At 36.1% G+C, this 15368-nt stretch carries 14 protein-coding genes; 1 reads left to right on the top strand and 13 read right to left on the bottom strand.

The window, feature by feature from the left end; genetic code table 11:
* Nucleotides 1–6 precede the first annotated feature (6 nt).
* Nucleotides 7–480: an aminoacyl-tRNA deacylase gene (locus ACY0M5_RS15455; RefSeq protein ID WP_124992721.1), complete on the top strand. Its 474-nt coding sequence runs from the start codon at nt 7–9 to the stop codon at nt 478–480.
* Nucleotides 481–619: 139 nt separating this feature from the next.
* Here the strand turns inward: ACY0M5_RS15455 and ACY0M5_RS15450 are convergent, their stop codons facing one another.
* The 13 genes from ACY0M5_RS15450 to ACY0M5_RS15390 all read right to left on the bottom strand — a co-directional run bounded on the left by ACY0M5_RS15450 (nt 620) and on the right by ACY0M5_RS15390 (nt 15364).
* The gene (locus ACY0M5_RS15450; protein ID WP_461629746.1) at nt 620–1606 is read right to left on the bottom strand and encodes an N-acetylmuramoyl-L-alanine amidase family protein; all 987 of its coding nucleotides are present in this window, start codon (nt 1604–1606) and stop codon (nt 620–622) included.
* A gap of 104 nt (nt 1607–1710) precedes the next feature.
* Entirely contained in the window at nt 1711–2586 is an 876-nt protein-coding gene (locus ACY0M5_RS15445) for a DUF4249 domain-containing protein (RefSeq protein ID WP_461629745.1), read from the bottom strand.
* Between the two features lie 101 nt (nt 2587–2687).
* Nucleotides 2688–5279, bottom strand: a complete 2592-nt coding sequence (locus ACY0M5_RS15440; RefSeq protein WP_461629744.1) for a TonB-dependent receptor — start codon at nt 5277–5279, stop codon at nt 2688–2690.
* A gap of 137 nt (nt 5280–5416) precedes the next feature.
* Nucleotides 5417–5872, bottom strand: a complete 456-nt coding sequence (locus ACY0M5_RS15435) for a hypothetical protein (protein WP_124992725.1) — start codon at nt 5870–5872, stop codon at nt 5417–5419.
* 49 nt (nt 5873–5921) lie between these two features.
* Nucleotides 5922–6614, bottom strand: a complete 693-nt coding sequence (locus ACY0M5_RS15430; protein WP_461629743.1) for a hypothetical protein — start codon at nt 6612–6614, stop codon at nt 5922–5924.
* Between the two features lie 17 nt (nt 6615–6631).
* Nucleotides 6632–7165, bottom strand: coding sequence for a DUF3575 domain-containing protein (locus ACY0M5_RS15425; RefSeq protein ID WP_124992727.1), 534 nt, complete (start codon nt 7163–7165; stop codon nt 6632–6634).
* 17 nt (nt 7166–7182) lie between these two features.
* Complete coding sequence (locus tag ACY0M5_RS15420) at nt 7183–8160, bottom strand: FecR family protein (protein WP_124992728.1); 978 nt, start codon at nt 8158–8160, stop codon at nt 7183–7185.
* A 73-nt stretch (nt 8161–8233) separates the two neighbouring features.
* On the bottom strand, nt 8234–8809 hold the full coding sequence (locus ACY0M5_RS15415) for an RNA polymerase sigma-70 factor (protein ID WP_124992729.1): 576 nt from the start codon (nt 8807–8809) through the stop codon (nt 8234–8236).
* Between the two features lie 738 nt (nt 8810–9547).
* On the bottom strand, nt 9548–10717 hold the full coding sequence (locus ACY0M5_RS15410; protein ID WP_124992730.1) for a DUF819 family protein: 1170 nt from the start codon (nt 10715–10717) through the stop codon (nt 9548–9550).
* 156 nt (nt 10718–10873) lie between these two features.
* The gene (locus ACY0M5_RS15405) at nt 10874–12154 is read right to left on the bottom strand and encodes a DEAD/DEAH box helicase (protein ID WP_124992731.1); all 1281 of its coding nucleotides are present in this window, start codon (nt 12152–12154) and stop codon (nt 10874–10876) included.
* Between the two features lie 94 nt (nt 12155–12248).
* A complete protein-coding gene (locus tag ACY0M5_RS15400) occupies nt 12249–13253 on the bottom strand; it encodes a lysylphosphatidylglycerol synthase transmembrane domain-containing protein (protein WP_124992732.1) in 1005 nt (334 codons plus the stop codon).
* A 102-nt stretch (nt 13254–13355) separates the two neighbouring features.
* The gene (locus tag ACY0M5_RS15395; protein ID WP_461629742.1) at nt 13356–13766 is read right to left on the bottom strand and encodes a DUF5655 domain-containing protein; all 411 of its coding nucleotides are present in this window, start codon (nt 13764–13766) and stop codon (nt 13356–13358) included.
* Between the two features lie 14 nt (nt 13767–13780).
* A complete protein-coding gene (locus ACY0M5_RS15390) occupies nt 13781–15364 on the bottom strand; it encodes a carboxypeptidase-like regulatory domain-containing protein (RefSeq protein WP_461629741.1) in 1584 nt (527 codons plus the stop codon).
* Between the last annotated feature and the right edge of the window lie 4 nt (nt 15365–15368).

Below are 15368 nucleotides of genomic sequence, written 5' to 3'. Positions count from 1 at the left end.
AAGATTATGCCTATTCGTAAATTAAAAGAGTTTTTAGAAGAGCGACATATTAAATATGTAACGATTCGGCATTCATCAGCCTACACCGCCCAGCAAATTGCAGCATCGGCCCATATTCCGGGTAAAATGCTTGCAAAAACAGTAATGATTAAGGTAGATGGAAGGATGTGTATGGCTGTACTGCCTGCATCTTATTTGATTGACTTTGATTTATTAAAACAAATGCTGGGTTGTAAAAAAGTAGAGCTGGCGCATGAGCAAGATTTTAAAAATATATTTCCACAATGTGAAGTGGGAGCTATGCCGCCATTTGGTAATTTATACAATTTGGAGGTTTATGTGGCTGAAAGTTTAGTTGAAGACGATGATATCGTGTTTAATGCAGGAACTCATACAGAGCTTCTTATGCTTTCATATGAAGATTTTCATAATTTAGTTGAACCTATTACCTTAAAGTTTACACATAAGAGTTATGCGTAATTAAGTAAAATGAAACGCCCATGAGTAAATTATCATCAGTATACAAACAAGCATGATTAGTTACAAATGGTAAGTTCCATCTGATCGTAACAATAAAATTAAAAACAGATGAAACAAATAATTGATTCTTTTTCTGTTCTTACTTCATTTTTAATTTAAGATAGTTTTCTTGTATTCCTTCACACAACCACATAGCTAAGGCTTGTCGGTTTTCTGCTTTTATAAATCGCATTTGATCGTTGTAATTATTGATATTGCCTAATTCAATAAATACCGAAGGCGGAGTTGTTGTTTGCAGCATGTATAATCTTCTTGTACCAACGGTTCCTTCATACCCCCGGTTAGGTTGAAATTCGTCATACTTATCTTTCATTTTTTGCTGTAAAGTAAGGGCTAAATCTTTTCCTTTGCTGCTTACTGCATGATGATAAAAATACACATCAGTGCTGTTTCCTTTACTTCTGGAGTCAAGATGGAGGATAATTAATCGTTGGTAAGCCGATTTACTTTCATTTCGCGCTAATAAATTGATGGCTGCGGCTCTTTGTTTTAATCGTGGTGTATGTTTTCTGGGTATTGTTTGTGATGGATAGCAACGTTCATCTTTATCGGGTTTTAGGTAAGCTGCATCTCTAATACCATCATTCGGATCCTGAATGATGAAATGCACTTTGGCTCCATGCGACAGAAGCTCTTCACCCATTCTTAGTACAATATCATATGCATATTCGTCTTCTGTAATTTTGTGGCCCGAAATTGAGCCTACTGCGCCCGGATCAGGACCTCCATGTCCGGCCACTAAATAAAGAACAGCTCCACTCAATGAATTATCAACCTGTTTTACATTCTGATGATCTTCGCCTAATAGGGAAGCTAAATGTGTTGAATAAAGAAGCGGTAGTTTATATTTTTTACCGGCAATTAAATCACCATTTTTGGTAAATCGTCCTTGATTCAAATCCTTAAATTTTTCTAAATCGTTAATAGGAGATATGTAGTTTCGTAGCAGAAAAGAGTTAAAGCCTTCACCATTTTTCGCGGTACTCCATTCGTCGTTTTCCTGAGCGAATGAAGAAGCAATACTTAAAAGAAAAACAGTAAAAAGGATAAGGATATAACGAATCATTTTTAGAGGTATTTTTGTGAAAAAATAAAAATACGTGTTTTTTCAGTAAATATGGCTGTTAAAATAGTTATTTGTCATTGATCAGAGCTGAATGGACTTGTTATTTACTGAATAGTAATTATTTTTGAATCAATAGCATAAGAAGTGAAAATTCCATAGCCACAACTAACATTGGAATGAAGATTTACCTTCTTGTAAAAAGGTGAGTCATCACGATTGTAATAAGCAGTTAATGATCGTTCATACTTGAAGTAATCGGATGTAATGTGGTACAATTCCAATTTATATTCCTGATTTACTTCCGAATCATTAAATAATTCATTGAAAGTGTATATTGAAATGCTGTTGGTTTCTCCGTCAATATTTCCATCTGAGAATGTGTGGCTTCCACGAAGCATATTTTGCTGTATTCCTATTGATTTCTCGGATAGATTGCCATTGAAAATAATGTTATCGCTATAAAAATCTATATCTGAGAAAGAAGTTCCATTGTATGCTTTTAGCAAAATCATGTAGTAGTTTTCCTGCAATGCTTCATCGTCAAATTGAAAGGTAAATTCCAGTTTGTTTTCTTCCTTAATCTGATAGGAAAGATTTGTTATGGCAACTTTTTGTAATGTTTTGGTTTCAGATTCAGCCGTTCCTAAATCAGGGTACGAAACTTCAACTTGGTAGGAATTACCAGCTTTTATTGTATATGAGTTTAAGGAGTACCATCCATCGTTTTCATGATTCATTTTCCCTAACAACTGATTGTTCTCATTTATGATGATGTTGGCATTGGATAAAAACGTGTTGGCGGACTGCTCCTGAAAAACTGAACTTTTACTTACGTGAACGCGGAGTAAACTATCCACCCCAAGCAGCGAATTGATAACCAATTTTGGTTCTTCTTCGGGAATGGGAACCTGCAGCTCTTCCTCGCAGGAAAAATGAAAAAACAGCAGGCAAATATTGAGAAAAAGCAATTGATATTTCATATAATTATAATTTATTTTTTAGTGGACATATGGAACTCCCAAATTACACTCATTATCTTGTGTGTATTACTTTTTACGTGGACCTGTCATAATAGCTTTTCTTAAAATTTATAGGAATAACTTACACTTGGCAGAAAAGCGAACAGACTAATTTGCTTTAAGCTGTAACTGGTGGCGCCAAATTCGTTTTGAGTTTCGCTTATGGAAACGTAGTTGGCATTTTTCCTGTTGTACACATTATTAATACTGATATTCCATGTTCTTATTCCATGTTTCTTGAATTTTCTAAAATTGATTGAGAAATCCATTCTATGATAATCCGGTAATCTAAACCCATTTCTGTGTGAAAAAACAGGCGTTGAGGAAATTTTCCCAGGATAATAGGGTGAAACCGAACTTATATTCGTTGAAGAAAGTGTCGCAGGCAAACCGCTTCCATAAATCCAGGCAACGGAAAAATCGACTTTCTTGCTTAATTTTTGATTTAGTAAGACAGAGAAATCGTGACGGCGATCGTAAGGGGAAACAAATGTTTTACCACCATTTATCTCCGGATATTTCACAAACGATTTGGAAAATGTGTACGCCATATTTCCCGTAGTTTTGCCATTGGTTTTACTCAGATTAAGCTCTAAACCATTGCTCCACGATTTTCCAGCTTCTACTATATTCTCCCAGTCGGCACTCACATTCTGAAAAAAATATGCATCGCTGAATTCTAAAATATTACGGGATAATTTGTGGTAATATTCAGCGGTTAATTTTACTGATTTAGAGAAAGAATAATTGGTTCCTCCGGTATATTGAAAGGAATCGATAGGTTTAATTTTACTTGTTACGGGCAGCCAAAGATCGGTTGGCAGACTAAGTGAACTGGTTGTAACCAGATGGAGGTATTGAGTCATCTGCGAAAAGCTTCCTGTTACAGTCCATTTGGGATGCAGATAATATTGAGCACTAAACCTCGGTTCTACGGTTGAGTAGTAGGTTCCTTCTACAATAAAGCTACTCCATCGTGATCCCATATTTACAAGGAATTTTTTTCCGAACTGAATTTGACATTCACCAAACAGGATTAATTCTTTTGAGCTTATAATTTGATCGTTGTATGTGTTTTGTTTGTTTTGATTGCTGTTTCGGTACAGTTCGCTGCCTGGTTTGGTGTGATGCAGTGAGCTTTCCATTCCAAATTTCAGATAATGTTTCGAGTCGGGAATCCAATCGAATTCCGATTTAAGTGTGAAATCACGAATGCCTGATCTAAATTGATAATTGTAGTTTTCTTTAAAACTTTCGCCTTCATTTTGCACAGATTTCTTATCCTTAACTAAAAAGGTATATCTGCTTAGTATCAAAGAAGTATTTCCGAAGAGGTGGTTGCTGTATATATGGTTCCAGCGAAGAGAATTTGTGAAATTACCCCATCCAACTTTATTTTCGGTTTTCTCTTTTGATGTGGTTGTTACCTGTTTCGTATTTTTTAAATTAATTAAATCGCCGCCCCAATAGGTGCTGAAGAAAATCTTATCGCGTTGAGAGAATTTATGTGTGAGCTTAAAATTTAAATCACCATAGTAGTAGCCGCCGGTCACATCGCTGTCTGCTAGTGCTAAAATGCCTTTTAGCAGTAAATCGAGATAGGATCGCCGAACCGAAAGATTGAATGTTGTTTTGTCCTTTTTAATTGGACCATGAAGGTTAAATTTGGCCGTTAAAAGTCCGATACTAAAATCGCCACCCAATTTTTTCGAATTTCCGTCTTTCATGCGAATATCGAGTACGGAAGAAACACGACCGCCGTAATGTGCGGGGAAACCTCCTTTTATCAGTTTTACATGGTTTATGGCATCAGGATTGAAAACGGAAAATAATCCGAACAAATGTGAGGAATAGTAAACAGGAACATCATCAAGAAGAATTAAATTCTGAGCAGGTGAACCGTTTCGTACGATAAATCCGCCAAGGCCTTCATTCGTGGACTGAACACCGGGAAATTGGATTAAATTCTGAAACAAATCATTTTCGCCTAAAATTCCTGAATTACAGAATTTATCAGAAGTTATCGTATTACTGCTTACAAATTGATGATTGATGTTATTGCCTTTTTTATCAGCAACGACTTTAATTTCATTAAGAATGGTTTTGGGCTCTAAGGCTATGTTAATACTGGTGTCTTGTTTGGGGAATATGCTAATGACAGCATCTTGATAGCCAACATAGGAGATTTGTAGTTTGTAGACTTTTTGATTGAGTGAAAAGCTATAAAAGCCAAAGTTGTTGCTAATTGTACCTGTGTAATTTTCTACATTAACAACACTTGCGTTGATAAGAGATTCGCCTGTTTCGGAATCGGTTATAAAGCCGCTGATGCTGTATTTTCGTTCTGATGGAGGAATGCCAATTAAAAAGATTTTATTCTCGCGGGTGATAATTTTAAATGCTTTTGCGTCAATAATTTCGTTCAGGAAGTATTTAAGACTTCCTGTTAAGGCGGGAAGTTCAATGTATTGATTTGTATTTAGTTCGCTTGTATAACTAAATTCAGCACCGGTTTGTTTACTTATTACGTTCAATAATTCGTGGAGAGGATAGGCAACGTTTGGAAACTCTAATTGTTTAGACATTAAATGCTCCTGACAGAATACTGATGAGGAGAGAAGAAGGAAAGAAAATAGAATTAATAATTTTCTCATGAAGAGTGTTGGTTCAAAATGAATATTTGTCAAATTTACAATATGTTATTATAAACGACAAAGGGAAGCCCGAAGGCTTCCTTTTTTAATTTGAAATAACTCCTGAAAGGAGCAGTTGGTAAATTTATTGTTGAAAATTAATTTACTTTCTTAAAAATATATCTGGTAATATAAATTCCTTTTCCATCTCCTTTACCGCTGTCACTCTCAACACCACTGGTTACAAAAGCAAGTTCCCAACCTTCAGCACTAAGCTTGTTTATTTTCGATGATGTGAGTGCATCGTTTGAAGCAATGTTTTGGAAATTGATACCGGCAACACTATAGAAATTTAATAATTTTGTTTCGGCAAATTTAGACACTTTGGCATCGGAACGTTTTACATCACCTTGTTTGCTTTTTTTACCATCGGTTCTTTCTGTTGTAAACGCTTCTGCATCAATAGCGTCTTTTTCTTCAATTAACCGGGAACGCCCAATTCCCATAGGAACAATTGATTCTACCGATGTAATAACTTTGTATTGCACTGTCTGAGCCTGTGATTCGAATACAAATCCAAATGCGATAACCGCAATAAATAAAAACTTCTTCATTTTTCTATTTTAATAATTATTAATATGCTAATTTATGTTTTTTATCGAATTATTCATAAAGATAAATTTGTTTTTTATCCTTCATGATAATGATTTTTTTACCACCTGCATATCCATCTTCTTCATCCAAACGATATCTTTTTTCCCTTTCCAAATGAATTGTTGCGGGGCCGGGATATAGGTTTCTCATGTCATCAGAGTCCAGATAAATGTATTCTGAATTTCTTCTGCCGGCAGTCTTACTAATAGTTGTTCCTGATTGCTCAATACTTATGGTAATACTCTCATCATAACTTAAAGGCGAACCATTCCAGTACAATCTTCCCGATGAGAACAAATCAATTTCCTCTAAGTCATTAGGGATTGTTGTATATGCGATATCATCGGTATAAATGCTGTTCACAAAATCTCGATCCCAGTTTTTATTATAGATGAAATCAACATCAGAAAAACCTCTTGTTCTCCATATATATTCATGAAATAAAGGCCAATAATCGTGATGTCTTTCCCCATTAAATTTCACGTTTGAATCTTCAACAAGTTTGATATGAACACCAGAGCTATTTCTCACCTTAAATTCTGCAGTCGCAGTAGTTTCATTCATATAGTTATCGTATACAAGCTTATATGACTGATAGACGGGTGTGTCATCTGCCAAGTCGTTCGAATTAATTTTCTCACAACTAATAAAGCCGAATCCTAATAAAATGGTGAATAGGTATGTAAATACTTGTCGTGTCATAACTTTATGTTTTCGTTCTAGAAAGCAATTCCCAAGGTAAGTCCGGCTCTTAACGTAAAGCCATCCCAGTTGCCGGTATCAAAGTCTTCTTCGGTTCCTGATTTTGCATCAACATTTGCGCTTGTGTAACCCGGCCCAAAAAACCATTCGAAGCTTACTCTTTTCTTAAAAATATACTGCTGGCCAATAATTAAACCGGCACCCAATCCGTTTAAGGTGGCTTCATCATTTACTTCATTCTCCAAATTGTAATGCAGATAACGAGCGTAAGGCGCTACGAAAAATCCTTTTGGTGCCGGCGAATCTGAAAGATAAAAGCGGTATTCAGGAGTGATTCCCCAACCTCTTACTTTGGTGTCGTCCCAAGAATTTCCAGTGTACAAAAGGCCCAATTGAATACTGCTGTTGTCGTTTAGCTTGTGCTCTGCAAAAAATGATCCTGTTCGCACCAATGGACTTAGTAAATTGGCTTTAATTACTGTGTTCTGTGCTTTTGTAAAGCTTATGCCGGCAAGCATGATAAAAGCGAACAATATGATTTTGTTTCTCATTGTTTTAAAATTTCGATTTAGTTTTTACCATCAGTAATGGTCAAATGATTTCCTTTTTGTGTAATATGAACTTTTAAAAGAAGTTCCAATTCATCAATTACTTTGTTGATAGGCGCATTCGAAAAAGAATTGGTGTAGGTGAGAGTATCTAATTTAGCACTCCTGTTTGTGATTTTTACACCGTAATAATTCTCAAGATCACTGAAAACTTTTGCAATTGGCGTGTCCTTGAATGTAAGAACATTGGTTTTCCACGAGTTGAAATTTAATTCTTCGTTCTTCGATTCGCTTACCTTACGTTTTTGAATGATTCCTTTTTCTCCTTTAGTTAGATAAACTATTTCCTGCGTTTTCTGATTTTTCAGACTTACTTTCCCAGAATTCACACTTACAATAGTTGTTCCATCCATTTCATTTTTAACATTGAAGCTGGTACCAAGCACTTCAATAATTGCATTTCCGGATTTGATTATAAATGGTTTGGTCGGATTGGGCTTCACTTGAAAGTAAGCTTCTCCTTCCATCTCTACATTTCTTACTTTTGAATTAAAATATTTTGGATAAATGATTTTACTCTCCTTGTTTAAAAACACTTCGGTTCCGTCAGCCAATACAATTTTATTTTTTGTTTGCAGGCTTTTGTATTCTGCGTATTTACCAAAGCCTGGTGTTGTCTGATACAGGTAAACCAAACTAAGCGAGAGCAAAACAAGAACAGTGGCTGCATATTGCATAAACAAGTTTACTTTTTTCAGTTGAACTGTTTTTCCTGATTTTGCTTTTATGATTTTCCAATCAGCGGCTTCATCAATTTTTTGGAACACTTCAATTCCTTTGCTCGATTTCCAGATTTTCTGCATTTTAAGAAAGGTATCTTTGTTTGCAGAATCAGCTTGTATCCACTTTTGGAATTCCTGCTTGTCCTGATCAGAAGAAGTTTCCTCTAAAATGGCCTTTAAAAGCTGCTCGTCGATATGTTGATTGTTTTGTTTCATTTTGCTGTTTCTAATGGTATGACAAATATGAATGACCGCACACGTACTTGAATTCGAAAAAAAAATCAAAAATTTATTTCAATGCGTTCAATAGGTAAACAATAAGCAGTGATGCCAGCATGGGACCAATTGTTATCCGTAAGCTTTTTAGAGCTTTCGAGATTTGCGTTTCGACTGTACGTTTCGAAATTCCTAACTGATCTGCAATTTCCTGATTGGTGAAACCCTCTATTCGGTTCAGCTTAAATATTCGCTGACATTGTTCAGGCAATTCATCAATGGCTTGAAATAGGGCGTATTCTAATTCTGTCTGTTCTAATATTTTATCAGCTTCCAAGCTAAAACCAGAACTTAAATATTTGATGTTCTCATGATGAGTGGCATGGTTTTTTCTTTGTTTGATGGTATTTAGGCAGGCATTTCGAACCGAAGTAAACAAATGTGCCTTGGCTGAAGTATGAATTTTTACAGATTCCCGATTATCGAACAGATGAACAAAGACATCCTGAACAATTTCCCTTGAATCATCTAAATCGGACAGAAATTTATTGGCATAAGCCGTTAAAACAGAATAGTGTTCTTTAAAAAGTTGTTCTATTCTTGTTTCCGTCAGGTTTTCGAACTGTTGGGTTTTTAGTGCGTGTTCCATTTACTATTAATAGACTGAGTTGTGCATGCAATATTTTTTAAAAAGGGAATTTAACCTCTTTCTAAACAATAGACAATTAAAAAGGGCAGCACACGTATCATAAAATGAAAAAAGTTTGTTTTTCTTTGAATAGACATGGTGCTTTCACTTTTGTTTTTTACTGAAAGCCTCGCTGATAGCGGGCACTTCAGTTTTTAATAAATTAGAGAGGTTTCCCCACATAAAATAAGAACTTGTTAGGAGAGAAGGCTTTATTTTTATTTCAGAATGTCCTTCGTCCGCGAGAGAAGCCTATTTTTTCCTTCTTAAACTCCTTCTGCATCAATGCGAAGGCTATTTTTCCTACGTAAAACTCCTTTCGCTCTAATGCGAAGGTCTTTTTCTCATCAAAACACTTGTTTCACATCAATGCTAAGGTATTATCCTTATCATGAACCATGTTCGCATTACTGCGAAGGTATTAGCACGCAGCTTAGAGAACCATCCGCAAGAAGCGGAAGGACTTTGGATATCAAAATGTTCTCTTCGCTTTAGTGCGAAGTAGATTCCATGTGCAATTTGGAACAATAAAAGGAAGTGAACTGGAAGTAATTCTTTGCTCGGATATATTCTGCTGTGAGCGAGATATAAAAACACCGAAACTGGAGGGTTTCGGTGTTGATTTTGTGCTTGTATTTAATCAATAAAAAAGGCTTTGCAAATGTGCAAAGCCATTTTGTTTATATTTTTTGATTCGATCTAGCTTAAATACAAGGCAATGGAAACACCAATAAAGGTACCGATGATGTAACCCAAAATACCAACCAGAATTCCGGGTGTCACCAGCTTCTTTTGTCCCATAGATGCTGCCATTGGAGCAGCAACTGATGGCCCCATAATGTTTGCTGCCGATGAAATTACCACTTCGTAAACATCCAGTTTGAATAGTTTGGCCACAGCGAGCATAAACAGGAAATGGAAGAGCATAATGGTTAGGTAAAATCCCAGTACAGCAGGGCCAATGCTAAATATTTGTGTCATGTTGGTAGCTGCACCAATTACCGCCAAAAAGATGTACATCATCCACAAACCAAGCGAAAAGGCGGTGTCTTCCAATGGTTTTAGTCTCTTTGGGAACAGGTTAGCGGCAAGCACTGCTAAAACTGTAATCACCAATATGCTAAGGTTTAATTTGGTGTGCAATAAGTCTTGAAGATAGGGAGAAAGAAGATTTCCCAATCCGGCAATTAAGGCAGCAATAAATACAGAAACGGCTACCCGCTCCAAACTCATTGGGAATTGTGCTTTGTCGGATGATGTGGCAGATTCCTCTTCATTTTCTTTCTTAGGTTTCACAAAAAAGCGGGATAAGAACAGGAGAGAAGGAGTAAGGAACAGAAATAGTGTATACAAATTCGATACAAAATTATCAACAGCTATAGTTGCTGTAAATAATGGATTGGTGCTGAAATTTAATATCTCGGCCGCGGCAATGAAGTTAACACTTCCACCAATAAGTGTGGCAGCAATTACACCTGCTGTGTTTCCTGAATCTGCACCTAAATCAATTAACCAAAATGCAATAAAGCATCCCAGTACAATTCCAATAGCACCTAAAATATAGGCCACCAATAGCTTTCCGCTCTCTTTCACAATTTTAAGGATGTTGGAACTGAACAGCAACATGGGAATAGAAATGGGGATAAAATAGGAGAATACCATATCGTATACATCTACTTTAATGGTTGGGTTAGATGCTACCGGTACCACACCGGCCATTGCAAGCAGTGACATGGATATCATGGTAACCAAAATTCCGGATAGTTTGCCAAACCATTTTTTGTGTTCGGAATAGAGACCAAAAGCTGCTGCTCCAGCTATCACGAAAAACAAGGTTAAATTGCTTTCGGGAGATATTAGTGATTGCATAGTTGATTGATTTAGATTAGGAGGAACGAATATATTTCGATTTTTGCCGAAATGCAAAGAATCAGGCCTATTTATTGTTGTCAGGTATAGAGTTTATCCTTAAAAAAAGAACCTCAAATCCATTTTGGTTTTGAGGTTTTGTTTATTTCGTATTGTTTATTTTTTTTTCTTTTTCGCTGCCTTTTTCGCAGGAGTTTTCTTTTTCACACTTTTCTTTTTCGGATTTTGCAGAAAATCTTCTGCTTCGTCCATTAGTTCTTTTAAGCTTTTCGAGTAATCTTCAGAAAAATCGATAGTTGCAGTGTATTCTCCTTTCGATATGTCCATTACCTGAATTTCGGTGCCGGTGAACTCTTCTATTTCAGCTAATAATTGTTTTTCATCTGTTGGGTCGCAGAAAGAAATGGCCAAACCTTTTTGAACACCACGTCCGGTTCTACCCACACGGTGAACGTAATTTTCGGCGACATCGGGCATGTCATAATTTACCACATAATCAACATTGGGAATATCGATACCGCGGGCACTTACATCTGTCGCGATCAAGATTTTTACCTTTCCTGTTTTAAAAGCATTTAAGGCAATTAAACGATCATCCTGTTCGCGGTCTCCATGAATGGTTTGTGTTTCTATTCCTACACGTTCCATGGCTTTGTGAACACGTTCCGCTCTTACTTTGGTTCGCACAAAAACCAATATTTTACTTTCCTGATGTTCCTTAATCATTCGTTCCAAAAAGAAACGTTTATCATCCATTTTCACAAAGGCAACTCCATGCTCTACGTTCTTGGATACAGGATCTTTTGGTGAAATTTGAATACGAATTGCACTTCGAACCAGAGAATAGGCCAGTTTTTTAATTTTAGGCGTGATGGTTGCAGAGAAAAACAAGGTTTGACGATTCCTTGGAAGAAAACGAATCAAATCCTGTATGTCTTTTATAAAACCCAAATCCAACATGTGATCGGCTTCGTCCAAAACCAGGGTTTCTACTTTATCAAGCTGAATAAATCCCTGACTGGTTAAATCGAACATTCTGCCGGGTGTTGTAATTAATACGTCGATTCCACCTTGTAAACTTGCAATCTGAGGAGCTTGTTCAACACCTCCGAACACACAAAAACTGGTTACTTTGGTATGCTTTCCAATTTTTTGAAAAACTTCGGTAATTTGAATGGCCAGCTCGCGGGTAGGAACCATTACAACACATTTAATGCCGTTGCTGCTTTTGTTATTCTTAGCTTTGTGTAGTTTATCGATAATAGGAATCGCAAATGCAGCTGTTTTTCCTGTTCCGGTTTGTGCAATGGCAAGCACATCTTCTCCCCGCACAATTGGAGGAATGGCTTTAAATTGAATATCGGTTGGTCTGTTAAAACCCAAACCGTCTAAATTTCTTTTAATATCGGGGGAAAAACTATATTGACTAAATTTCATTTTTTGTATTCAGATAATTTTATCGTGCAAAGATAGGTGTAAAATATGGTTTTGTTGAATTCATAAGAAGCTTGTTGCTGAAAGGGAGCATGATTTATGCTTTTGCTGCTTTTTCCAAAGTTTTGGTTTCTGTCCAATATCTGAAATAGCCGTAACCACCAATTGCAATGGTACCAATAAAAGTTAAACCATTGGAAAGAATTCCGAAGCTGATTCCCGCATTTGGATCCAACTGAAAGGCAAGGAATAACTGCAGAAGCAAGAAATGAGTTGTTCCAATTCCGCCGGGACTAGGTAAAGCCCAGCCAATTCCGCCAATAAACAGAATCACAATTGCAAAACTGAATGAGTATCCTGATGTTTCAGGCAAACAAAGCAGGTAGATGTAATTTAATACAACGAGCATTGTCCAGATTAGCAATGTTAATACAATAAACTGGAATCTTTTCTTAAGAAGCAAGCCTTGCTTAAGCGATAGAAACATACTTTGTAAGAATTCAACGATCTTTTTTACCGGACGACGCTCTGATTTTTTTATTCTGCGTAAGCTAACCAGAAAAAGGATAAAAAGAACAAGTATGGCAATTGGAATTACATACAAATAGCGGTAGCCGTAAATATGAGAAATTCCACCAATAGTAGAGTCCATAATTCCCTGTAAACGATCCAGTTCAGCCCAAAATACAGCAAACACACCAAGGCCTAAAATCAGTAAATCGTAAGCCCGCTCGGCCATAACGCTTCCCATGGATACAGAAACCGGAACTTTAGTTGTTTTTTGCAGAGATGTACAGCGAATTATTTCTCCGAATTTTGGAGTAAAACTATTCACGAAGTAGCCTAGCAGTACCGAGGTTAGTACTTTATCTGATTTTGGTTTTTCTCCGGATTCTTCAATAAGCAGTTTCCAACGCAAGGCCCGCAGGTAAAAAATGATGAATAAACATACGAAGCTAAGCAGTATAAAAAAATAGTCAGCATTTGCTAAGCTTTCCCATACCGGAGCCATTGGTTTTTCACGCAAAGTGAGAAACAGGAATACGGAACCAATTAGTATTCCAATTGAATTTTGTATTATTTTTTTTATTCGACTTCCCATTTAATGAAGTTACTGATTTATTATTTTTTTGTAAAGAAATACAAAAATAGGAAGACTTTTAGAATATTTTGTTTCAATGGGAAGTATTATAACATGATGCGGTTATTTCCTGATGGTTTGATAAGCTTCCTTCAGCCAGTTTTTTAGTTGTTGATCAAACTCGGATAATCCGCCAACGGCAATGCGGTGAAGTACCCGGTTTTTAGATATTCGTTTGCACAGGTAAATTGGAAATTGATCTTCTTCCCGCTGCAGTTGAAACTCCAATATCAGATGATTTCTTTTTGTGTATATGGATAAAAAAGTTGCACCTGTCTTACATTGAACACAGGTCTTTAAATAAATAATTTCAAGCTTTTCGAATGTTATCAGGTAAGATAGAAGTGCTTCAAATAATTCTGAAATAGCCGGACTCATTTTTTGTAAATGAGTCTCTTTATCGGTAATAAAGCACGAGTGATATTGGTTTGGGCCCGATAATTTTCTTTTGCAGGTGGGACAAATGTATGTCATGGATACTTTAAATTCTATTCAGTTTTACTCGTATCCATTGCAACCTGCTGCATGCTGCTGCTGATTCTTTTAATGGCTTCTTTAATATTGTCTTCGGGCTTAATAAATGTCTGGTTGCCCCAGAATTTGTTATCGTAGCTTAGGTTTTCAGTGGAAAGAATTGTTGTTGGCGCGATTGTTTCGCGATGCTTAAATTTCCGGACATTGATGGTGTCCAATTTTGTTGTTGCCATTTCGAAAGTTGTAGAGAAAGTCTGTGAAAACAATTTTCTTTTATTTTTTACCTTAAATTTTAAATTTCCTAAAGTGTGATTTAAGTAATATCTACCATCAATATTTCGGTAGTTTACGGAATATTGAATTAGCGCTGGTCTAACTTTGGTTTTAGCATTTGCCTTGCTAATAAAACGATTGGTTAATTCGGGCAGCCGGCTTTGATTATAGCCAAATTCTGCACCAATAATTGCCAGACTTCGGGTTTCAATTATTAGTTTGCCTTCCAGCAGAGGTGTGGTGATATTTTCTTTTGGCTTAAAATCAATAATATAAACAGGTTTGTTGTCGAATGTGCTGATATCGGATAAACGATAGGTGTATAGATCCATAAATTCAGGATTCAAAAATTCGGGTTGATTTTGGACAATATCCAATAGTAAACATCCTTGAATGCCTCCTTTTAATCTAAAAGAGATGGTATCCAGGCGGGATACGTCATAAATTTTGCGGCTTTTAAATATTTTCACCTTATCAGTTAGTTCGTTCTCCGAATAAGGATATTTGTATATATCTAAAACAGATTCGAGGTAAATCATATACCTGTTGTTTTTAAGTACAGATTCCCTGTAGAAAGAGGTTAGATTGGAGGCGTTTTGCGGATAATTGATTTCTATTCTATTGACAGCAGCCTTTATTATTGATTTTGGATCGTTGTTTCGAATCACCACTTCCTGAAGCGAAATAAAATCCTCTTTTAGTTTAATTTGAAGTTTTGTATTTGAGATATCGGAAACCGGGATTTCAAAATTTTTAAATCCAACATAGGAAACAACAAGTGTGTCTTTACTATTTTCCGATGAAAGAGTAAGGGCAAATTCCCCATCCTGATTGCTAATTGTTCCAATATGCTTGCCTCTAATCCCAATGCTCGCGTATGGCAGAGATATTTTAGCTGATTGATTCGTTACTTTGCCACTAATGTTTCGGTACGAAATGTAAGGAATCATGTTTGAAGTAAGGGGTTTATCTGTTTTGTATTTTGCGGGAACAATAATAATATGCTTGTTTACTACTTGAAACGTAAGGCTGGTATCCTGTACTATTTTCCTCAGTAAAATTTCAAATTCAACTTCATCAGCTTTAATACTAAGTTTCTTTTTATTTGTAAATAAATCAGAATTGTAGGTGAAATAGCAGTTGTTTTTTGCTGCAATTGAATCCAAGGCATCATTAATGCTAAGTTCTGAAAGATCAACTGAAATCTTGTTTTGTAAGAGCGAATTCTGTGCGTTGACTTTTTGAGTGAAACATATCATAAGTACCAACAGAGCATTTAAAAGGATGCTTTGTACTAAATTCTGATATGTTTTTCTTCTTTTCATTTTA

This window comes from Labilibaculum euxinicum (genome assembly GCF_963678175.1).
GTDB classification, from domain to species: domain Bacteria; phylum Bacteroidota; class Bacteroidia; order Bacteroidales; family Marinifilaceae; genus Labilibaculum; species Labilibaculum euxinus.
Note: the sequence above shows the minus strand (reverse complement) of the source record. Positions and strands in the feature narration are given on the sequence as shown.